This window comes from Paraburkholderia sp. RL17-381-BIF-C (genome assembly GCF_046026435.1).
Classification (GTDB): Bacteria; Pseudomonadota; Gammaproteobacteria; order Burkholderiales; family Burkholderiaceae; genus Paraburkholderia.
The window spans coordinates 166,849-188,752 of the sequence record NZ_JARESX010000002.1; the positions used below are offsets into that span (position 1 = coordinate 166,849).

At 64.0% G+C, this 21,904-nt stretch carries 19 protein-coding genes; 10 read left to right on the forward strand and 9 right to left on the reverse strand.

Annotated features, from left to right (window positions below; translation table 11 throughout):
* Positions 1-86: 86 nt before the first annotated feature.
* Entirely contained in the window at positions 87-1,124 is a 1,038-nt protein-coding gene (locus tag P0D70_RS02270) for a LysR substrate-binding domain-containing protein (protein ID WP_408182137.1), read from the reverse strand.
* Between the two features lie 101 nt (positions 1,125-1,225).
* Between P0D70_RS02270 and P0D70_RS02275 the strand changes: the two genes are divergently transcribed.
* The 6 genes from P0D70_RS02275 to P0D70_RS02300 all read left to right on the forward strand — a co-directional run bounded on the left by P0D70_RS02275 (position 1,226) and on the right by P0D70_RS02300 (position 7,583).
* A complete protein-coding gene (locus tag P0D70_RS02275) occupies positions 1,226-2,302 on the forward strand; it encodes an ABC transporter ATP-binding protein (RefSeq protein WP_408182139.1) in 1,077 nt (358 codons plus the stop codon).
* A 76-nt stretch (positions 2,303-2,378) separates the two neighbouring features.
* Positions 2,379-3,092 carry an HAD-IA family hydrolase gene (locus tag P0D70_RS02280; protein WP_408182142.1) on the forward strand — a complete coding sequence of 238 codons (714 nt, stop codon included), beginning with the start codon at positions 2,379-2,381 and terminating at the stop codon, positions 3,090-3,092.
* Between the two features lie 4 nt (positions 3,093-3,096).
* Positions 3,097-4,434, forward strand: coding sequence for an NAD(P)/FAD-dependent oxidoreductase (locus P0D70_RS02285; protein WP_091802652.1), 1,338 nt, complete (start codon positions 3,097-3,099; stop codon positions 4,432-4,434).
* On the forward strand, positions 4,431-5,339 hold the full coding sequence (locus P0D70_RS02290; protein WP_408182145.1) for an ABC transporter permease: 909 nt from the start codon (positions 4,431-4,433) through the stop codon (positions 5,337-5,339). The genes P0D70_RS02285 and P0D70_RS02290 overlap by 4 nt, the downstream gene beginning before the upstream one ends.
* A complete protein-coding gene (locus P0D70_RS02295; RefSeq protein ID WP_408182148.1) occupies positions 5,336-6,130 on the forward strand; it encodes an ABC transporter permease in 795 nt (264 codons plus the stop codon). The genes P0D70_RS02290 and P0D70_RS02295 overlap by 4 nt, the downstream gene beginning before the upstream one ends.
* A 25-nt stretch (positions 6,131-6,155) precedes the next feature.
* On the forward strand, positions 6,156-7,583 hold the full coding sequence (locus P0D70_RS02300; RefSeq protein ID WP_091802660.1) for an aldehyde dehydrogenase family protein: 1,428 nt from the start codon (positions 6,156-6,158) through the stop codon (positions 7,581-7,583).
* A gap of 107 nt (positions 7,584-7,690) precedes the next feature.
* Here the strand turns inward: P0D70_RS02300 and P0D70_RS02305 are convergent, their stop codons facing one another.
* From P0D70_RS02305 to P0D70_RS02320, 4 genes are all read right to left on the reverse strand, one after another.
* Positions 7,691-9,370 carry a GMC family oxidoreductase gene (locus tag P0D70_RS02305; protein WP_408182152.1) on the reverse strand — a complete coding sequence of 560 codons (1,680 nt, stop codon included), beginning with the start codon at positions 9,368-9,370 and terminating at the stop codon, positions 7,691-7,693.
* A gap of 119 nt (positions 9,371-9,489) precedes the next feature.
* On the reverse strand, positions 9,490-10,548 hold the full coding sequence (locus tag P0D70_RS02310) for an ABC transporter substrate-binding protein (protein WP_408182155.1): 1,059 nt from the start codon (positions 10,546-10,548) through the stop codon (positions 9,490-9,492).
* Positions 10,549-10,889: 341 nt separating this feature from the next.
* Positions 10,890-11,306: a rhodanese-like domain-containing protein gene (locus P0D70_RS02315; RefSeq protein WP_408182157.1), complete on the reverse strand. Its 417-nt coding sequence runs from the start codon at positions 11,304-11,306 to the stop codon at positions 10,890-10,892.
* Between the two features lie 120 nt (positions 11,307-11,426).
* The gene (locus P0D70_RS02320) at positions 11,427-11,732 is read right to left on the reverse strand and encodes a hypothetical protein (RefSeq protein ID WP_091802669.1); all 306 of its coding nucleotides are present in this window, start codon (positions 11,730-11,732) and stop codon (positions 11,427-11,429) included.
* Positions 11,733-11,884: 152 nt separating this feature from the next.
* Here P0D70_RS02320 and P0D70_RS02325 point away from each other — a divergent pair, with 152 nt between their 5' ends.
* Complete coding sequence (locus tag P0D70_RS02325) at positions 11,885-13,186, forward strand: NRAMP family divalent metal transporter (protein WP_408182373.1); 1,302 nt, start codon at positions 11,885-11,887, stop codon at positions 13,184-13,186.
* 62 nt (positions 13,187-13,248) lie between these two features.
* Here P0D70_RS02325 and P0D70_RS02330 read toward each other — a convergent pair whose 3' ends face one another.
* The 3 genes from P0D70_RS02330 to P0D70_RS02340 form a co-directional block, all read right to left on the reverse strand.
* Positions 13,249-13,767 carry a response regulator gene (locus P0D70_RS02330; protein WP_091802672.1) on the reverse strand — a complete coding sequence of 173 codons (519 nt, stop codon included), beginning with the start codon at positions 13,765-13,767 and terminating at the stop codon, positions 13,249-13,251.
* A gap of 286 nt (positions 13,768-14,053) precedes the next feature.
* Entirely contained in the window at positions 14,054-14,566 is a 513-nt protein-coding gene (locus P0D70_RS02335; protein ID WP_408182163.1) for a phasin family protein, read from the reverse strand.
* A 176-nt stretch (positions 14,567-14,742) separates the two neighbouring features.
* Positions 14,743-15,627: a manganese catalase family protein gene (locus P0D70_RS02340; RefSeq protein ID WP_408182165.1), complete on the reverse strand. Its 885-nt coding sequence runs from the start codon at positions 15,625-15,627 to the stop codon at positions 14,743-14,745.
* Between the two features lie 527 nt (positions 15,628-16,154).
* On the opposite strand from P0D70_RS02340, the gene P0D70_RS02345 reads away from it, so the two are divergent.
* A complete protein-coding gene (locus P0D70_RS02345; protein WP_408182167.1) occupies positions 16,155-18,224 on the forward strand; it encodes a putative bifunctional diguanylate cyclase/phosphodiesterase in 2,070 nt (689 codons plus the stop codon).
* Between the two features lie 121 nt (positions 18,225-18,345).
* Complete coding sequence (locus P0D70_RS02350) at positions 18,346-19,152, forward strand: hypothetical protein (protein WP_091802684.1); 807 nt, start codon at positions 18,346-18,348, stop codon at positions 19,150-19,152.
* A 109-nt stretch (positions 19,153-19,261) separates the two neighbouring features.
* On the opposite strand, the gene dapA is transcribed toward P0D70_RS02350, so the two are convergent.
* Positions 19,262-20,185 carry a 4-hydroxy-tetrahydrodipicolinate synthase gene (gene dapA, locus P0D70_RS02355; protein WP_408182170.1) on the reverse strand — a complete coding sequence of 308 codons (924 nt, stop codon included), beginning with the start codon at positions 20,183-20,185 and terminating at the stop codon, positions 19,262-19,264.
* A 383-nt stretch (positions 20,186-20,568) separates the two neighbouring features.
* Here dapA and P0D70_RS02360 point away from each other — a divergent pair, with 383 nt between their 5' ends.
* Positions 20,569-21,861, forward strand: a complete 1,293-nt coding sequence (locus tag P0D70_RS02360) for an aspartate carbamoyltransferase (protein WP_091802691.1) — start codon at positions 20,569-20,571, stop codon at positions 21,859-21,861.
* The last annotated feature ends 43 nt before the right edge of the window (positions 21,862-21,904 follow it).

Genomic DNA, 21,904 nt, shown 5'->3' on the forward strand with positions numbered 1-21,904 from the left:
TGACATGGTCCGGAGCACTGGTCTGGGCTGAAAACGAGTTTCGAACAGCCGCCAACTTGACAGCGCCCATGGGCACGGCACGGTGCTTATCTCACCGTGGCCGACGGGTTGACTGACTGGACCGCCGCCTCGCCTCGCGCCTCACCGCGGGCCGGGCCGATCACCAACCCCGCTTGCGCCAGCAGGCGCCGCAGCCCCAGCTTCGGATATTTACGGTCCACCGCGCGCACATCGGCGCGCGTCTCCTCGATGATCCAGTCGCGCACTTCCGCGGCAACCGGCCGCAACGGCCGATTTTCCGGCCACACCAGACAGCAGCGCCGGTCCGTCATGACCAGTTCCTCCTCGGCGGGCAGCAGCGCGCCCTGGAGAAGCCAATGCGACACCACGTTGAGCCAGCCGAGCGCGACACCCTGCCCAAGCAATGCCGCCTGCACGACGATCGCGTAGTCGTTGAAGCTCAGCATGCTCGCGGCGTGCCGCCCCTGTGCCGCGAACGCGGCGAACCTGTCATGCCAGCCGCGCTCGCCGTCGTCCATCACGATCAACGTATCGCCGTGCTTGCGGCCCGCCTCGGTCGCGGCTGTCTCGTGATAGCGCCGGTTGCATACCGGCAGCAGCGTCTCCGGCATCACGAGCACGCTGTTCTCGCCGATCTGGTCCTCGCGCAGGAAGCGCATGCCGAGATCCACATCGACGAGTGGCCCGCCGATTCGCCCCGAGATGAGCTGAAACCGCAAGTCGACATTCGGAAACGCCTCGTTCAGGCGACTCATGCGCGGCATCAGCCAGTGTGTGGTGAACGCGGTGGACACTGACAGCGTGACCGACTCGACACCGGTTGCGCGCGCTTCGATCTCGCGTATCGCGCTTTCTATGCCGTCGAAGCCTTCGGAGATCTTCCGGTAAAGGATCCTGCCGCTCTCGGTCAGCTCGATTCCGCCTCGCACGCGCTCGAACAGGCGCACGCCGAGATGGTCTTCCATACGCGAGAGCATGCGGCTCACCGCCGGCTGGCTGACATATAACTCCTGCGCCGCACGCGTGAAGTTGCCGCAGCGCGCAGCCGCCTCGAAGACGAACAGCGCGTTGGCGCTCGGCAGTTTTTTGCGAAGGTTGGGCATGACCTGATGTTATGCCCTATCCAACAATTTGGGAATTGCCGCCAAAAATGGCTCGGCCTATATTTTCCCTAACGCAGGCTTCTACAGCGAGACAGGACGCAATGGACGCACGAGCGAAAACAGGTGTTTCGATCCGATCGGCAGCGAAACGTTATGGCCACGTAGTGGCCCTCGACGACGTTTCACTCGACATCGCCCCCGGCGAATTCGTGTCGCTGCTCGGCCCCTCGGGTTCCGGCAAGACCACCCTGCTCGGCATTCTCGGCGGCTTCGTGCAACCGAGTTCGGGAGCGGTCTGGGTCGGCGAGCGCGACATTACATTTGCGCCGCCGCACAAGCGCGACATCGGCATCGTCTTTCAGAACTACGCGCTCTTTCCGCACATGAGCGTGGGGGACAACGTCGCCTTTCCGCTGCGCGCCAGGCGTCAGCCAAAAGCCACGTGGGCGAGGAAAGTCGCCGACGCGCTCGCGATGGTCGAACTCTCGGGCTACGAGAGCCGCGGCATCGGCCAGCTGTCGGGCGGCCAGCGCCAGCGCGTGGCGCTCGCTCGCGCCATGGTGTTCGAGCCGCAACTGATCCTGATGGACGAACCGCTCTCCGCGCTCGACAAGCAACTGCGCGAAACCATGCAGATCGAGCTACGGCGGCTGCATCGCAAGCTCGGCGCGACGATCGTGTATGTGACGCACGACCAGCGCGAGGCACTCACCATGAGCGACCGCGTAGCCGTGCTGAAGAACGGCCGCCTCGTGCAGATCGACACGCCCGAGCGGCTCTACGACCGTCCGTGCGACGCGTTTGTCGCGAGCTTCATTGGTGAGGCGACACTGCTTGCCGTGACGCGCGCCGGCGACAACGCCGTGCGGCTCGGCGACACGGTGCTGCGCACCGCGCACCCGCTGCCACGCGGCGACAAACTGCTGCTCGCGGTGCAGACCGAAAAACTCGTGATCGATAGCGGCGACAGCCGCGACGGCGTCAATCGGCTGGCATGCCGCGTCACCGAGGTGTTGTATCAGGGCGAAAGCTTGCGCGTGTTCGCGACCCTCGCCGACGGCACCGCCATCAGCCTCAGGCAACCCGGCGGGCACGACTCGCGCCGCCGCATTCCCGAGCCGGGCGCGCCGATGAGCGTCGTACTCGATCCGCAGGACACGATCGTCGTGCCCGCCTGATTTCACTTTGCTATTTCCCGCCCTCGCCAGGGCAAACCCTCTCCCGATTCACAGCACACTGCAAAAGGATGATTTCATGAAGCTCACCGATTTCAAGGTCCTGACGTTCGACGTCGTCGGCACGCTCATCGACTTCGAGCGCGGCGTACTCGCCTCAGTGCGCCGCCTCGGCGGCCCGGCCGCGAAAGACCTGACCGACGACCAGATTTTCGAGCCGTACATGCGCGGCCGTGCGGCCTATCCGGGCCGTTCGAGCCATGAAATGGCGAACGTCTACCTGTCGCTGGCAAAGGAACTCGGTCTGCCCGACGACGCGCAATCGGCCGCTGCCTTCCAGCGCGACGTGCTCGAATGGCCGGCGTTCGCGGATTCGGTCGCGGCGCTCAAGCGTCTGCGCAAACACTTTCGCCTTGTGGCCATGACCAATGCGGACCGTGTCGCGCTGTCGGCCTACGCACACACGCTCGGCGACCCGTTCGACGACACCGTCTGCTGCGACGAAACCGGCGTCGCCAAGCCCGATCCGCAATTCTTCGCGTACAACCGCGGCCGTCAGGCGGCGTTCGGCTACAAGTTCGGCGAAATCCTGCACACCGCGCAGAGCCAGTATCACGACATCGGCGTCGCCACCCGCCTCGGCTACGCGACCTGCTGGATCGAACGCCGTCAGGGCGCGAAAGGCTTCGGCGCCACGCCCGTGCCGGAAGCCGTCACCACGCCGACCTTCAAGTTCGCGACGCTCGGCGCGCTCGCCGACGCTGTCGAAGCCCAAGCGCGTCTCGCCGCCTGAGCCGATGCTCGCGCCGACGACACCCCACACACCCGCGCCTGATTCGCTGTGGCGGGCGCTCCTCGCCGCCTCGCCCGGCGCCGGTGCGACGCTGAGCACCGGCGTGCCGCTCACGCGCGATCTCGAGGTCGAGGTCGCCGTGATCGGCGCGGGCTACTCGGGCCTCGCCGCCGCGTATGCACTGCAAAAGCGCGGCGTCGACTGCGTAGTGCTCGATGCGAATCCGGTGGGCTGGGGCGCGAGCGGCCGCAATGGCGGCGTGGTGTCGTCCAAATTCAGACTGTCGTTTCCCACGATCGACAAGCTGCACGGCCTCGATACCGCGAAACGCATGCACCGGCTCGCGCACGAGGGCGTGCGGGTCGTCGAGACGCTGGTCGACGAATTCCAGCTCACGCGCGCCCGCTTCGAGGCGACCGGCAGCCTGCGCTGCGCCCACACGGAGGCCGCCTTCGCCGCGATTCGCGCGGAGGCGGATTGGGTCCGCACGCAACTCGGCGATACCACGATGACCGTGCAATCGCGCGCCGAGATCGAACACGAGACGGGCTCGAAAGGTTTTGTCGGCGGCGTGCTGAGCGCGGACGCCGGCACGATCCTGCCGCTCGAATACGTGTGCGGGCTCGCGCGCGGCCTGACGCTGCGCAGCGTGCCGATCTACGAATCGACGCCGGTGCAGCAGATGCACCGCGCGCCCGGCGAGACGCGCGTGACGCTGCGCACGCCCGCCGGCACGGTGCGCGCGAAGCAGGTGATCGTCGCGACCAATGCCTACTCCGATCTCACGCCGGCCACCGCGGCGTATCAGCGTGAACTCGTGCCGTTTCGCAGCGCGATGATCGCCACCGAGCGGCTTCCCGCCGAGCTCGACGCGCGCCTGATGGTCGAGCGCCGCAGCTACACCGAAACGCGGCGCATGATGAAGTGGTTCCGCAAGGTGGACGGCCGCATGCTGTTCGGCGGACGCGACGCGTTCGGCAAGGAGGGGCAAACGACCGGCTTCGACGCGCTGCAGCGCGCCATGGTCGCGCTCTTTCCGGATCTTGCGGACGTGCGCGTGGACTATCGCTGGTCGGGGTATGTGGGCATGACGTTCAATTCGTTGCCGCATGTCGGACGCAGCGACGACGCCACGACCTTTTGTCTGGGGTATAACGGAGCAGGCGTCGCGATGGCGAGTCTGCTCGGCCAGCATGCCGCCGCGCTCGCGCTCGGCGAGACGCCGGAGCTCTCGCTGCTCGGCGCGCCCGGCTTGCGGCCCGTGCCCTTTCATTCGCTGCGCGCGCCGGGTGTGAGACTCGTCGCGGCGTGGTATCAGTTTCTCGACGCCGTAGGTGCATGATGACAACCGCCAAGCGGATGCTCCAGGGAACCACCTTGATGCAAGCCACCGAGTCCGATCCCGCCACGCGCTATCAGCGCCGCGAGGATCGCACCATGCTGCTGCTAATGACGCCTGCGCTCCTCGTGATCGTCGTGCTGCTGGTCGTGCCGCTCGCGTGGCTGTCGTGGCAGTCCATCTATCACGACGGCTTCACGCTCGAAAACTACCGGCGCATGTTCACGGGCGCTTACCTCGAAACGTTCTTGCTGACCTTCAAGCTCAGTATCATCGTGACCGTCATCACGCTGCTGCTCGGCTATCCGGTGGCCTACTTCGCCGCCTCGTTGCCGCCGAAGCTGAGCGCGCTCGTGCTCGGCATGGTGATTCTGCCGTTCTGGACCAGCGTGCTGGTGCGCACCTACGCGTGGCTCGTCCTGCTGCAGCGCACGGGGCTGGTCAACAAGGCGCTGATCGCGTCGGGCCTCGTCGACCGGCCGGTGCAACTCGCCTATAACCAGTTCGGCACGGTGATCGCGATGGTTCACATCCTGCTGCCGTTCATGGTGCTGCCGCTCTATTCGGCAATGCAGAAAATCCCGTCGAATCTTTCGCAAGCCGGCGCGAGCCTGGGCGGCTCGCCGCTGCACGTGTTCCTGCGCGTGTTCCTGCCGCTGTCGATGAGCGGCGTGTTCGCGGGCGTGACGCTCGTGTTCGTGCTCTGCCTCGGCTTCTACATCACGCCTGAACTGATGGGCGGCGGCAAGTCGATCATGGTGTCGATGGTCGTGAGCCGCAACATCGAGATCTACAACAGCTGGGGGGCGGCGAGCGCGGTGAGCGTCGTGCTGCTGATCTGCGTGTTCGCGATTTTCTATGCCGCGAGCCGCGTGGTGCCACTCGAAAAGACCCTGGGCGCGAAATGAGCAAACTCCCGTTCGGACGGATCGTCCTCGGCGCGATCGTCGTACTGATCCTGCTGTTCCTGATGGTGCCGGTGCTGATCGTCGTGCCGCTGTCGTTCTCCGATACGCGCTTCATGACGTTCCCGCCGCCGGCCTACTCGCTGCGCTGGTATCACTCGTTCTTCGACAATCCCGCATGGATCGACGCCGCGCGCGTGACGCTCACCGCGTCGATTTGCGCCGCGCTGATCGCCACGCCGCTCGGCGTGGCCGCCGCCTACGCGATCCAGAACGGCACGCACTGGATCATGCGCTATCTGCGCACACTGCTGATGTTGCCGCTGATGGTGCCGATCATCATTGTCGCGGTGGGCGTGTTCTTCGTGTACTCTCAGGCCGGCTACGTGAACACGCTCGGCGGCCTGATTCTGGCCGATACGATGCTCGGCCTGCCTTATGTGCTGATTTCGGTCGGCGCCGATCTGCGCACCTTCGACCGCACGCAGGAAATGGTCGCGCGCAGCCTCGGCATGAATCGGTTTCGCAGCTTCATGACGGTTACGCTGCCGCAGATCAAGGCAAGCGTCATCTCCGGTGCGGTGTTCGTGTTCATCCAGGCGCTCGACGAAACGGTGGTCGCGCTCTTCGTGTCGGGCGGTTCGAACCAGACGCTGACGCGCCGCATGTTCGTGACGCTGCGTGACGAGATCGACCCGACCATCGCCGCGATCAGCACGATGCTGACCGCGCTTACGCTGTGCCTTGTGATGATCGTCGTGGTGAGCCGCCGTTCGGGCGCGGCACGCGCCTGATTTCTTTCCTCAAGATACCTATTACATGGTCAATGCACTGAAGTTCTATATCGACGGCGCGTGGGTCGAGCCGTTGGGCAACGCACGCCGCTCCGTCGTCGATCCCTGTACCGAGGAAGCCTTCGCCGAAGTGGCGATGGGCACGCCCGCCGATGCCGATCGCGCGGTAGCCGCCGCGAAACGCGCGTTCACGTCGTTCTCGCAGACCACGCCGGCCGAACGCCTCGCGTTGATCCGCCGCATTCTCGAGGTGTTTCTCGAACGTCACGACGAGATGGGCGACACCATTTCGCGCGAACTCGGCGCACCGCGCGCCATGGCGCATGCGTGGCAGGCCGGCATCGGCCGGCGGCATCTCGAAGAACTGATCCGCACGTGTGAGACGTTCGCCTGGCAGCGCCGGAAGGGCACGACGCTCGTCAATCACGAACCGGTGGGCGTGGTCGCGCTCATCACGCCGTGGAACTGGCCGATCAATCAGATCGTCTGCAAGGCCGCGCCCGCCATCGCGGCCGGTTGCACGATGGTGCTCAAGCCCAGCGAAGTCACGCCGCTGAACGCCCTGCTGTTCGCGGAGATACTCGACGCCGCGGGCGTGCCGCCGGGCGTCTTCAACCTCGTCAACGGCGACGGGCCAACGGTCGGCGCGGCGCTCGCGGCGCACCCCGACGTCGATATGGTGTCGTTCACCGGATCGACGCGCGCGGGCGTTGAAATTGCGAAGCTCGCGGCGCCGACAGTCAAGCGCGTGCACCAGGAACTGGGCGGCAAGTCCGCGAACATTCTGCTGGACGACGTCGATTTCGAGGCGGCGGTCACGGCCGGCGTCAACTCGTGCTTCAACAACAGCGGGCAATCATGCAATGCGCCGACGCGCATGCTCGTCCCCGCGGCACGTCACGACGAAGCCGTGGCGATCGCGCGGCGGGCGGCGCAAGCGCAGCGCGTCGGCCCCGCCGACCACGAGCGCACGACAATGGGCCCGGTTGTCAGCGGCGTGCAGTTCGAGCGCGTGGAGCGGCTCATCGCGGCCGGTATCGACGAAGGCGCGCAGGTCGTGGCCGGCGGCCTCGGGCGTCCGCCAGGTCTTGAGCGTGGCTTCTACGTGCAACCCACCGTGTTCGCGGACGTGCGCCCCTCCATGACGATCGCGCGCGAGGAGATCTTTGGCCCGGTGCTCGCGATCATGCCGTACCGCGACGAGGAAGAAGCCATCGCGATCGCCAACGACAGTCCCTTCGGGCTCGCGGCCTACGTTCAATCCGCCGATCTGGACCGCGCGCGGCGCGTGGCGTTCAGGCTCCGTGCCGGCAGTGTGTATCTGAACTACCCGTCATGGGACGCGGGCTCGCCGTTCGGCGGATACAAGCAGTCGGGCAACGGCCGCGAGTACGCCGAATGGGGACTCGAGGCGTTTCTCGAAGTGAAGGGCATTGTGGGGTTTGGCGACTGACTGTGTTCGGGCCTTGCTGGGCTAAATGCCCGGAGGTAGGCAAAACATTCGCTGCTCGACACATGCGCCGGGCCGTCGCGTTGCAATGCTACGGCCCGGCATCACATTCACGCGCGTTCGCGCAACATATCCGCAATCCGCTCCGCGATCATGATGGTCGGCACATTCGTGTTCGCGCACGGAATCGAAGGCATCAACGACGCATCGCATACGTAAAGTCCGCTGACGCCATATACCGCGCCGCGCGCGTCGCACACGGCGAGCGGATCGTCGGGGGCGCCCATGCGGCAGGTTCCAGACGGATGCCAGGTGCCGCCCACCGAGCGTGTCACGAAACGCGTCAGCGCGTGATCGTCGGCAAGCAGTTCGTCGAGCGTCACGCCTTGCGTGACCACACACCGCACGAGCCAGCCGCGCAACGGTCCGGCAATGTCGAGCAGTGCGCTCAGCAGGCCGCGCTGCAATGCATTCCACACGCCCGGCACGGCCACGCTCGCCACGCGGGGTGAATAGCTCGAAGGCAGCAGCGTGTTGCGATGCCTCGCCATCAGCGGATCGGCCAGAGTCCGGGCGCCAAAGCGCAGCGCGAGCTTCAGCCGTTCGAGATCGCGCGCGTCGGACAGCATGTTGAAGTCGACAGCGGGTTCGTCGTGCGGATCGGCCGACACGAGGCTCACGCGGCCGCGCGAGTACGACTTGTTGACCCAGAAAAAGAGCGTGCCGAGCCGGTAACCGACCGAGTGCCAACCCGATCGCGACAGGATCGCGCCGTGCATGTCGCCGGGCACCGCGCCGCTCACGCCCGAAGAAAAACGCACGATCGCCTGCTCGTGATGCTCGTCGGGATATAACGTGCGGGCGGCGCGCGGCAGAACCGCGGATACGGCGATCGATGGATGTTCCATCAGATTGCCGCCGACACCGCCGCGATCGGCCAGCACCTCGATACCGAGTGCGGTCAGCTCGGACGCCGGACCAATGCCGCTTCGCATCAGAAGGGCCGGGCTGTGAATCGCGCCCGCGCAGATGATCACCTGTCTGGCGCGCACTGCTTCGCTCACCCCGTCTTCGCCGACGAGCCGCGCGCCGATGGCGAGCTTGCCGTCGAACAGCACGCGTTCAACCAGCGTGTGCGTGCGGATCGTGAGATTCGGCCGGGCGCGCACGGCGTCGTCGAGATAGCAGACCGAGGTCGGGATGCGCTCGCCCGCTTCGCTCACTGCGATCGAACCGATGAACGTGCCGTCCTGCCACGTGCCGTTCTGGTCGTCATGCCGCGTGTAGCCACGCGCGTCGAGCGTGTCGAGCACCGCGCGTACGAATGGCGAGATGCGCGCCCACGGCGTGCGCTGGATCCGGACCGGCCCGCTCGCGCCGTGCAGCGCGCCGTCAAAGTCGCAATCGGTTTCGAGCTTGCGGAAGTACGGCAGACAGGCGGCCCAGTTCCAGCCGTGCGCGCCTTGGGCGTGCCATTCGTCGTAATCGGCCGGCGCGCCGCGGTTCGCCATCAGCGCGTTGATCGCCGAACCGCCGCCGAGCAGGCGCGCCTGCTCGTAACGGCGTGTCGCGGCCGAGGCGCTCATGCGTGCCTTCAGGCGCTGCCAGATGTTCGTGGTGTCGAGATAGGCGCGGCCCGGATAACGGCTGCGCACCGTTGCGGGCATGTCCGTTCGCGAGATATTGCGGCCGGCCTCGACGAGGCAGACGGTCTTGCCCGCGTCTTCGGAAAGACGCGCGGCCAGCACGCAGCCGGCCGAGCCGCCGCCGAGAATCAGATAGTCGATCACGTTCGATGTATGCGCAGACGATGCGCGGTGCGGGACGCGCAAAAAAACCGCTGGGATTGGCGCGCGGGTTTGACATTCAACTGTCCAGCAACCCGCGCGTGCGCAACCAGGTCTTTCGCTTACTGCATGAACTTGAGCCAGCGCGCCTTCGCCTGAATGCCGGCGTCCGACGCCCACCATTCCTCCGACATCAACGCCTGCTTCGACGCGTTCTCCGGTGAACTCGGCAACTCGCTCGCGCGCTTGGCGTCGATTTTGCCGGTCTTGAAGGCCGCAGGATTGCCCGGCCCGTAGTCGATATACAGCGGCAGGTTGGCCTGCAAGTCGGGCGACACGGCCGCGTTGAGGAACTTGATCGCATCGGGCAGGTTCGGCGCGTTCTTCAGCACACACAACTGCGTGTTCTGCAGAATGCCGTCGTTGTACGTGAAGTCGATGTCCGGATTGTCCTTGCGCACGGCGCTCGCGCGACCGTTCCAGATCATCGTCATGTCGACTTCGCCGTCGTGCAGCAATTGCGCCGACTGACCACCCGAAGTCCACCAGACGGTCACGTCCGGCTTGATCTGCTGCAGCTTCCTAAACGCGCGATCCACGTCGAGCGGATAGAGCTTGTCGCGCGGCACGCCGTCCGCGAGCAGTGCGGCTTCGAGCACGGTCTGCGGGTCGTTGCGCAGCGCACGGGTGCCGGGGAACGCCTTCACGTTCCAGAAATCGGCCCAGCTTTGCGGCACCTTCTTCAATGTCTTCTTGTTATAGCCGATCACGGTCGAATAGAACTCGTACGCGACCGAGTACGGCGTGCGGTACTTCTCCGGCATGGCCGCCGCATTCGGAATCTTCGCGAAGTCGAGCTTCTCCAGCAGCCCTTCCTTGCCGCCGCGCAGACAGTTGGAAGTCGGCGTGTCCACCACGTCCCAGATCGGCTTGCCGGTGGCGGCCTGAGCCTTGATCTGTGGCCACGCGTCCGGAATGCTGTCCTGGTTCACGGTGATATTCAGCAGCTTCGCAGCCGGGTCGAGGATGGCTTTGGTCTGGGCTTCCTGATAGGTCCCGCCTTGAGAGACAAAGGTAATCTTCCCGGCAGCGAAAGCAGGCGTCAGACACGCAGGCACGAGGCCCGCGACGCCAAGAATCAGAACCGCTGCAAGCGGGCGCAACGTTGGCTTCTTGATCACGACTATGTCCTCGAAACGGTTTGGCGAAAGATATCGTGGATGTAATGCGCGTTGAGCCAAATATAGTGAATCTATTTTTTTGCGACAATGCCGCAATTGTTGTGGGGTCCATGACATCACGTTATGGCAAACGTGCGGCGTTGCGTGCCGGGCGCGCGGCACTGCCCTGCCCGACCGTATGGTCTGCGTGGGCCGCCGCGCGCAGTATGAACATGCGCGGCGGCGCCCCACGGCAGCGCTTGAAATAGCTGGCACATCGGGCGGCTGCAACTCGCCGGATTCAGCCAAACGCTTCGTGTTCGGTTTCGAGTCTATTGTTCACAAACAGTCAAGCCAACGCCTCATTTCTCGATGGCAAGCTGGAAACCCTCGTCGAGCCAACCTGTCACGCCGCCGGTCATGACCTTGACCGGACGACCGAGGCGGGCGAGCCTGATTGCGGCGCGCGTGGCTCCGTTGCAGTGAGGACCCGCGCAATACGTGACGAAGAGTGTGTCGGGCGGATAATCGGCAAGCTTGGACTCGACGATCTTGCCATGCGGGAGGTTCACGGCGCGAGGCACATGGCCGCGGGCAAAAAGTGCGGGGCCACGCACGTCGAGCAGGACAAAATCCATAGCGAGCCCATCACTGGCTTCAAGCGCCGCGTGTACGTCCGCGCAATCTGTTTCGAATGACAACAGCGAGCTGAAGTGGGCGAGCGCCGCGGCGCTATCTGCTGCAGGAACGGCTGAGACCGGGGAGATGACCGGGGACATATAAGGCTCCTTGTGGGTGAATCGTTGCCATGCATTCTCCCGGTCTCATGGGCGAGCAACCAGTGGCCTGATTGACATATTCCGGCAACATCACGCCACGGCTGCCCGCTACGGCAAGCGCTAACGTGCGCCGTTGTCGGCGGGCGCCGCGTAGGTCCTCTTATGAAGTTCGGGCCGGACGCTGAACATCGGTTCGTTGATCCAGGTCACAAAATCGTCGTGCCAGTGATCCCACTCGTAGTCGCTCAACTCGAACTCGTCCTCGATAATTCCGGAATCGTCACTGGAGACGAATGCGTAGATAACCTTACTGCCATTCCAGAACGCGATAGCGTAGCCTGTCAGGTCGGCACTGGTGCCGTAAGGAATGTCGCGCAACATCGACGCCAGTTGCGTCTTGAACTGGTCGAGGGTCAAGGATTTCATCGCGCGCTCCGCTGTGTGGTTTCCAGTCCCGTCAGCAAGCTCCGCGCCCGGCGGCCGCTATGAGAGCCACGATGTACCGGCTTGTAAGATTGATAGGGCAGACTCTCGCGGTTCCCGCGACATCGCGGGCACGGATACTCAAGGGCTCAATGATGGATATCAACATCGACCCGTCCGATAAGCCGGACCCCGAGGTTCAGTCGTGGCTCGAAAAGCTCGGACCCGGCCTCATCACCGGCGCGGCGGACGACGATCCCAGCGGAATCGCAACCTATTCGCAGGCCGGCGCGCAGTTCGGCTTCAACATGCTGTGGACCGTCATCGTCACGTATCCGTTGATGGTTGCCATTCAGGTCGTCAGCGCCCGACTGGGACGCGTGAGTGGCCACGGACTCGCAACCAACATCCGGCGCCACTATCCGGCCTGGCTGCTCTATGGATCGGTTTTCCTGCTGCTGGTCGCCAATACGATCAATATCGCGGCGGATCTGACCGCAATGGGCGCCGCAGTGAACCTGGTGATCGGCGGTCCGACGCACATTTACACGCTCGCGCTCGGCCTGTTGTCAGTTCTGCTGCAGGTCTTCATTCCATACCGCAGTTACGTGCACGTGCTGAAATGGCTGACGCTTGCATTATTCGCCTACGTCGGCACGGTGTTCGTCGTCGATATTCCGTGGCACACGGTCATCGTGCGTACCGTCAGTCCACATCTGTCATGGAAAAGCGACTACGTCACCACCGTGGTCGCCGTGCTTGGCACCACCATCAGCCCCTATCTGTTCTTCTGGCAGGCGTCGCAGGAGGTCGAGGAAATGCGCGCCGCAACCGGGCAGCGGGCATTGAAGAACGCACCCGGCCAAGGACCGGCCAGTTTGCGCCGGATCCGGATGGATACGTGGGTCGGAATGGGCTTTTCCAACCTGGTCGCTTTTTTCATCATCCTGACGACTGCCGCCACCCTCAACGCCCACGGCCTAACGGACATCCAGACGTCGTCGCAAGCGGCGCTCGCATTGAAGCCGATTGCAGGAAGGTTTGCGTTCGTTCTGTTCAGTCTGGGCATCGTCGGTACTGGCCTGCTCGCCTTACCCGTGCTGGCCGGTTCCGCCGCGTATGCCATGGCCGGCGCCTTCAACTGGCGAAACAGCCTCGCGCTGAAACCGCAACTGGCGAAACGGTTTTACGGCATCGTCGTGCTGTCGACCCTTATTGGTCTCGCGATGGGATTCACGAGTATCGATCCCGTCAAGGCGCTTTACTGGAGTGCGGTGATCAACGGAGTCGTGTCCGTGCCCATCATGGCGCTCATGATGTTCATGGCGGTGAATCCGAAGATAATGGGCAGCTTCGTCATCTCGAGACGCCTGTCGGTCGCCGGTTGGGCCGCTACGGGAGCGATGGGAATTGCCGCGGTCGCCATGTTCTGGTTCATGCTCGCCCCCGCGAGTTAATACGCGGCGGGGCGGCGCTGCGATGTTTTTGCCAAGTGCGCCGAAGGGGGCGGCAGCGAAATTCAACTGCCGCTTCGCTGCGCCGACGCTGAACTATCCGATAGAGGGGATGGCGCCGACTCAGCGTTTCCCACTGGTTCATGCCGGAGCAACCTGAAAATCATGTTCTCGAGTTGCGGTAGTTCTGCAGGCTTCCGGCAAACGGCATCGAAACCGACCTCTTTCATTTCGCGGATGTAATCGGCGGTATCGAACGCGGTAAATGCCAGAAGGGGAATCTTCCCCGTCGCCTCGATTCTCCGAAGCGCCGCAGCCACACCAATGCCGGACAGGCCGGGCATGGCGACATCGAGAACTATGCAATCAGGGAGCCACGCCTTCGCTTCCCTCACGGCGTCCGAGCCGTGGTAGACGGTTCGCACGCTCATGCCGCCGGCCTGTAGATACGCGCTAAGCGCATCAGCCGACGGACGTGAATCATCCACGACGAGCACGCGCACGGGCACCGCGCTCGAAACGTACTCGCGCTGCCCTCCGGTCGAATGATCCGGGCAAGCGCGATTTTCAGAAATGGAATTCATGGGTTTTCTCTCGCTGCTGGCGCGTCGGTATTGCGCCGTTACCTAGTCGCAGCGCAACAGCCGTTCCCACTCTCCTGCGCCATTCATTCGCCCCCCTGCCGGCAACGGGCAGGCGTGGACGAAACAGTCGCGTGGCCAGCAATACTGGAGCGCGTGACGGCTGCCGGTTCTTTAGCGGATGCCGTGCGAGTGGCCGAACAGCGCCATCGCACGGCAACCACGACGCGCCAACATAGACGGAATGGAAAAAGACTCGTCCGTCAGACACGGCGCCGTCCAATGCTACTCAATGCAAGTCGCCTCGAACGTCGTCCGAAGAAACCACCCTGCCCGAGCTATCCACAATGCCTACCCGCTCAGCAGAGGCGACCGTGGATTGCGCCATGCCAGGCAGGTCCAGAATGCCGCCGCGCTCCTGAACGAAGGCGTTGCCACAAGCCATGTCGACCATTTCAGCGAGCGTATTCAAAGAACTACCGAAATGCGCCTGCATCGCGTTGAATAGTCCGATTCGCGTGTCGGCGGCAATCTCTTCCACATGCCGCCAATAGGCAAAGGTCTTCGTGACCGCAGCCGGAAATTGCTGCGACTGGAGATCGAAGACTTCACTGAGCGATTGAGCAGAAAGTGCCGCGTCCGCCAATGCCTGCTGCTCGGACAACGATGTCTTGACGGTCTGGATGTTGAGCTCGACAACTTTCTCGACCCCGGCAAGCACTTCGGTGTTGCAGTCGAAGGCAGCTTCGATTGCCGTGTCACGTTGACGCGAGGAGAACTGATCCGAGATTTGAGGGTACATAAAGACTCCGTTGTGGTTAGGCGCGGGTTGCGCCGCAAGGTGGCGTCGTCCGGACGCCCATCACGCCATGTGTGCTGCGCGGACGACTGAAACGAAACGCCGCGGCCCGCGTGGCGGGGCCGGCGACGGTGATTTCGACTACGAACGCTGTTACTTCGCTGCGACTTCGCCAGCTGTTACTTCGCTACGGCGGCATCCTGCCCGGCGCCGAGGTCAGCCCCGGTGACAGGGTCGGTTCCAGTCGCGGAAGCCGTTCGCGATGCCATCGCACTCAACACCTCGACCTCCTGTTCCGAAACCTGAACGCTCGCGAAACCATCGCCGCCGTCCACCGCCGGCTGCGGCTTGTCGACGAAGTCCCAACCGGGACCTTCATTCCACGGGCCGCGCGGCGCGTCGTCACCGTCGGACATGTTGTAATAAACGTTGGTAAATTCTGGAACGCCGGGCAATTTCCCCTGCGGGAAGTTGGGCTGGATAGAGTGCAAGGCTTTCTCAAACGATTTCTGATGCGCAATCTCGCGCGTCATGAGAAAGCCGAGCGCCTCCTTGATACCCGGGTCGTCGGTCACATTGATCAACCGCTCGTAGACAATCTTTGCTCGGGCCTCCGCAGCGATATTCGACCGCAGATCCGCGGTCGGCTCGCCGATCGTATCGATGTAGGCAGCCGTCCACGGCACGCCCGCCGAATTGGTCAAGGCCGGGCCGCCACCGTAGAGCAAAGCGGTAGTGTGCGAATCGTTGCCGCCTCCCGTGAGTGAACGGTAAAGCTCGGCCTCCTGCTCCACGCCTTCGGCAAGTTGACCCTTCGCGCCCTTGTTGAGCATCGCGACAATTGAGCCGACGATCTCCAGATGACTGAGTTCTTCCGTTGCGATGTCAAACAGCATGTCTCGCCTGCCGGGATCGTCCTCGCTAACCGCCTGCGTGAAATAGCGGCACGCCGCGGCCAGTTCACCTTGCGGGCCGCCGAACTGTTCAAGAAGCAGATTGGCCAGACCGGGATTGGGCATCGCTACACGGACGGTGTATTGAAGTCGCTTGTTGTGTACGAACATCGCATTTCTCCAGAAAAGATTGCGGGCGCCGCTGGAGTGCTTCACGCCGTGAGAGGCGGAAGGACTGACGGAGCAGAGGGACATTCATTGAAAAACCAGGTTTGTCGGCGATGACGAACGCGTATGCGGAATGCCCCACCGTGGGTCTCAGAGCAGCCGCTCTGGCGAAATAGGGTGCGCGCGCAGGAACGCGACGAGAAAACACCTGCGACTCCCGACTCCGCATGCACCGTGCCTGGCGCATGAGCGTTTTGATCGAGCCACGCCGCGCGCCGATGCATCGGTGGCGGTCCTACCGGCGCGCAAACGCCATGCCGCTTATCACGACGCCTCCCGTCAGCCCCCCCCCTCGCGCCGTCGAGCGGCGGCAATTACCCGCTCACTCACCGAAAGTTTCGCCCCGGCACGACCCGCGCACCGGCGAAGTGGCCGAAAGCTGGGGCTAACATGTTGAAAACGAATTAAATATTTGTCGCGAACGGTCGATAACATGTTCAGCCGCTTCCCTTTCGGCGGTTGGACTAGACATGCAGAGCTCATATAACCTTTGGCTGGTGGTCATTTCGTTCGCCGTCGCGACGCTCGCGTCCTATACGGCACTCGATCTGACCGGCCGGATCTTCCTGCTGGCCTCGCCACGTGCGCGGCGCGCATGGCGCCTGGGCGGCGCCGCGGCACTCGGTGTCGGCATCTGGTCGATGCACTTCATCGCCATGCTCGCCTTTTCGCTGCCGATTCCGCTCGGCTACGACTTCGCGACCACCGCCGCTTCGCTCGGACTCGCGACCGGCGCTTCATATCTGGCGCTGCACATCACGACCCATGAACAGTTGAGGGCAGGCCGGCTGCTGGCGGGCGGCGTGGTGATGGGATGCGGCATCGCCGGCATGCACTACGTCGGCATGGCGGCGATGCAGATGACGCCAGGCATCGTTTATCAACCGGCGTGGTTCGCCGCCTCGCTGGCCATCGCCGTCGGCGCGTCGAGCGCCGCGCTGTGGCTTGCGCGCGCGCTCAGCGACGACGACGCGCGCCACGTGGTGCGCAAGCGTCTCGCCGCGGCGCTGGTGATGGGCGTCGCGATCAGCGGCATGCATTACGCCGGCATGGCCGCCGCCGGGTTTCCGGCTGGTGCCGTGTGCGGCGCGGCCAAGGGTGTGAACACCACGTGGCTCGCGACCTCGGTGATCCTGTTCACCTTTGCCATTCTGACCGTCACGCTGATGCTGTCGCGTTTCGATGCGCGCACAACCTTTCTGGTCGGCTCGGTGTCGAGACTGAATGGCCAGATCGTGCAGCTCGCCACGCTCGACGCCCTGACCGGACTGCCGAACCGCAGCACGCTGACCGAGCGCATCGAACACGCGATCCAGCGCGCGCAGCGGCAGCGCTCCATGTGCGCGGTTCTCTTCATGGACCTCGACGGCTTCAAAACGATCAACGATTCGCTCGGCCACTCGGTCGGCGACCAGGTGCTGACCGCGTTTGCGCAGCGCCTGCTGCTGTGCGTGCGCGCGAGCGACACGGTGGCGCGGCTCGGCGGCGACGAATTCGTGGTGCTGGCGGAAAACCTCGGCTCGCGCGAAGACGCCGGCGCGCTGGCCGATGGCGTGCTCGACCGGATGCGCATGGGCATGTGGACCGACTCCCAGCCGCTCCAGGTCATGCCGAGTATCGGCATCGCACTCTATCCGCATGACGGCGACAGCGTCGACACGCTGCTCAAACACGCGGACGCGGCCATGTACGAAGCCAAACGCGCGGGCCGCAGCACCTTTCGCTTCTTCGAGCGCAGCATGAACGAAGCGGCCATGCGCACGCTGCAGATTCAGAACGCGTTGCACGACGCGCTCGCCGCCGGCCATTTCTCGCTGCACTTCCAGCCGAAGTTCAACGGTAGCGGCGAGTCGCTCGCGGGCGCCGAAGCGCTGATCCGCCTGCATCATCCGCAACTCGGCGAAGTCACGCCGCTCGAGTTCATTCCGATCGCCGAGCGCTCAGGGCAGATCGTGCAGATCGGCTACTGGGTCGTGCGCGAAACGTGCCGGCAGATTCGCCACTGGATCGCGCAAGGTTTGCCGTCGATGAAAGTGGCGGTCAACCTGTCGCCACGCCAGATGCTGCAGCCGAACCTCGTCGCGAGCATGCTCGAGATCGTCCAGGCCGAAGGCGTGGAATGCAGTCAGATCATGTTCGAGATCACCGAAACCGTGGCCATGCAGGACGCACCCAAAACCATCGAGATGATCCGCCAGTTTCAGGCATGCGGCTTCGAGATCGCGATCGACGACTTCGGCACCGGCTATTCGAGCCTCGCTTATCTGCAGCGTTTTCGCGTCAAGCAACTGAAGATCGACCGCTTCTTTACCAACGGGCTCGACGCGCACGGACCGGAAGGCAGCGCGATCGTGTCGGCGATCATCGCGCTTGCGCACTCGCTGGAAATGGATGTGGTGGCGGAGGGTGTCGAAACCGAATCGCAACTCGACATGCTGAGGACGATGATGTGCGATGAGATGCAGGGCTTCCTGCTCGGCAAGCCGCTCAACGCCAACGACTTCGGCAATCTGCTGCGGGAAAGAATGATCGCTGCGTGAACATGGCGATCTGCTGAAGCATGCAGTGCGGCGTGGCCGATAGCGGCTGCGCGAGCGGCGGCAGCGGCGGATCGCGATGAAGAATAAACAATAACAGGCAGCTCAGGGTGTCGGAGAGTTCATGAAATTTGATGTGGCAACGCTTACTTCGTTGTGGTTGATCACGTTTTTATGCGGTGCCCTCGTTACGACCGCGCTGTCGCATATGTTCGCGCGCGTCGTCGCGTTCCGCTTCTGGGCGGTTGGTTTCTATCTGCTCGCCGCGTCTTCGGCCTGCTTCGCGTTGCATTTCACATGGCATTACGACGCGCTCTTGATCGCCACCGCGACGCTCGCGCTGCAAAGCCGCATGCTGATCTGGGCGGGCGCGCGCGAGCTGTTCGGCATGAAGGCGCCGTGGCGTGCCGGACTTGCCGGCACGGCCGTGTTCTGCGCGCTCTACGGATGCGCTCTGCTCTTCAAGGTTCCGATGGTGTTGCGCGCCGGCCTGCTCGTGCTGTTTTTCCTGCCTGTTCGCGCGGCCACGCTGTATGAAGTGTGCCGGCGGCGCCGTCCGCACCTCGGGCCTGCTCGCCTGATCGCGATGATCGGCGGCACGATCGTCACACTCAACGCAGCCGCGCCGCTTGTTCTCGTGCTGCTCGATCGCACCAACGTGTCGCTGCTGCTCGGCAATCCGCAATACACGTCCGCGCTTTACGCGGTCGTGTTCGCGGGCGACCTGCTGCTGGCGAGCGGACTGATGGTGCTGGCGTTCAAACTGCAGATGGTCGAAATGAACATGCTCGCCACGCTCGAGCGTGGCGCCATGGAACACCTTGCCACCACCCAGGCAACGCGCGCGGATCGCCATACCCGGCACGCGCCCGACGATGGGTTCGGCCGGGACACGCCCGCGCAGCGCCAATCGCTGCCGGGACCGGTCTGATATTCCGGCCGTTCAGCCGGTCGCGCGCTCGTCGAGTGCGCTGCCGGCCAGCGAAGCAAGACGCCGCGCCATGACCCGCACGCGGGCTCATTCGCCATGAGCGCTTCGCTCAAACCGACGCCGCGGCTTCCCGCGATTCGATCCGCTCCCGTTCAGCCAACGCTTCGAGCCGCTCGCGCAGCGCACTGCTGGCACGCGTCATCGGCATGCGCAGTTCGTCGCGTATCAGTCCTTGCGCGGCGAGCATTGCCTTGACGGGCGCGGGGTTCGGTTCGGCGAACAGCGCCTGGATCAGCGGCGCGAGCGCATGGAAAATGCGCCGGCCTTCGTCGAGCCGCCCTGCCGCCAGCGCGCGATATAGCGCGACAAAGCGCTCGGGCCGCAGATGCGCGGACGCCGCAATCGCCCCGCTGCCCCCCAGACACAAGTTGCTCAAAATATTGATGTCCTCACCCGCGAGCACCCGCAGGCGGCCGTCGCGAATCAGCGCGAGCGTGGTGTCGAGCGAACCGGCGCAATCCTTTATCGCCTGAATCCGCGGATGGGCGGCAAGCGTGAGCAGCGTGTCGAGTTCGAGCCGCACGCCGGTTCGATACGGAATGTCGTACAGCACCACCGGCTTCTCGCTCGCATCCGCAAGCGCTGTGAAGTGATCGACAATTCCGGCTTGCGAAGGCCGGATATAGTACGGGGCGGCCATCAGCACACCGGCAATCGGCAGCGGATTCAGCTGCTCGATGCGCTCGCGCATGCTCGCCGTGTGATTGCCCGACACGCCGACCACCACCGGCAGCGCCCGCGCGTCTTGCGCATGGCGAGCGGCGGCCTGCGCTTCGTCGAGAATCGTCGCCAGCACGGCGTCCTGTTCGGCGGCGTCGAGCGCGGCCGGTTCGCCGGTCGTGCCGAGCGCGACCAGCCCGGCAATGCCCGCGCCTGTATAGCGGCGTACCAGCGCGCGCAAGGCGGCGTGATCGACGGCGCCCTCGGCGAACGGCGTGATGAGCGGAACCCAGATACCCGAAAAAATAGACATGTCCTTACCTCGATGACGACCGTATCGATTCCGTGCAGCGTGCGAGGGAGGAAAGACAGGAAGTGCCCAAGGGGCGTTGACCGGCTGTTCCGTCGCATCTGACGGAACAGCGTGCTCCGGTCAGATGAGCGGCTGTTTTTTGGCTTTGGCGCTGACGTTCGAATCACACGCGCGTGCGACTACGGCGCTCGCAAAAGCGAGGCGTGCGAAGGTCGACGGGCGGAGTCTGAACGTTGGGCCGGAATGCATGAGACGCAGTGTAACCGCGAGCGGCGCGGCTTGGCAAAGCCCATCTCGAAATGACTTGACTTCTGGCGCAGGGAAATTAATATACGCAACGCGTACATCGCACCCACTACTCCCTTCTTCCGACAGGTGCCTCAATGAGCGTCCCGCAGCAAGCCTTCCTACGCGACGCAATGCGTCGCCTGAATATGACGCGCGACACGTTCGCGAGTCGCATCGGGGTGTCGCGCCGGGCGCTCGATACCTGGCTCCTGCCGGACGATTCGCAGGAATCGCGGGCCATGCCGGAAATCGTCGAGCGTTTCGTGTCGGAAATCGTCGTGCACGGTGAGCCGGGAGAAAAATATACGCAAAGCGTAGATTCGCAGTCGCTCGCGAGCCAGATGCTATTCGAGGGCAAGCCGCAGTTGCTCTCCGTGGATCAATTCTCGCGCGACTCAGTGGAAGCGCTGTTCCGCGTGGCCGACATCATGCAGCCCATCGCCCGCCGCCGCAAAATCTCCCGTGTGCTGGAAGGCGCGGTGCTCGGCAATCTGTTCTTCGAGGCCAGCACACGGACCCGTGTGAGTTTCGGCTCGGCGTTTTGCCGGCTGGGCGGCTCGGTCTGCGACACCACCGGCTTCACCTTTTCGTCGATGGCCAAGGGCGAGTCGATCTACGACACCAGCCGCGTGATGAGCGGCTATGTGGACGCGCTGGTGATCCGCCACCCGGAGCAAGGCTCGGTGGCCGAATTCGCGCGCGCCACGAATGTGCCGGTAATTAACGGCGGCGACGGTCCGGGCGAACACCCGAGCCAGGCGCTGCTCGATCTGTACACCATTCAGCGTGAGTTCTCGCGCCTCGGCAAGATTGTCGACGGCGCCCATATCGCGCTGGTCGGCGACCTGAAATACGGGCGCACCGTGCATTCGCTGGTCAAGCTGCTGGCGCTGTATCGCGGCATCAAGTTCACGCTGATTTCGCCGCCCATGCTCGAAATGCCGAGCTACATCATCGAGCAGATTTCGCGCAACGACCACGTGATCGAGCAGACCCACGACCTGACCGCCGGCCTGCGTGGCGCCGACGTGGTGTACGCCACGCGCATCCAGAAAGAGCGCTTCACCGACGAATCGTTCGAAGGCTACACGCCGGATTTCCAGATCAATCAGGCTCTCGTGGATAGCGTGTGCGGCGCCGACACGCTGATCATGCACCCGCTGCCGCGCGACAGCCGGCCGGGCGCGAACGATCTGAGCGTGGACCTGAACCACGATTCGCGGCTGGCGATCTTCCGGCAAACCGACAACGGCATTCCGGTGCGGATGGCGATTTTTGCGGTGCTGCTGGGCGTCGAGAAACTGGTCCAGCATTCCATGCGCGATGCGGCATGGCGTCCGCCGGCCTATCTCGGACCGGACGACGCGGTATTTCACGGCATCGACTGACGGATTGGCGGGCGGCCTGAAACCGCCCCAAAGCACTGCACAG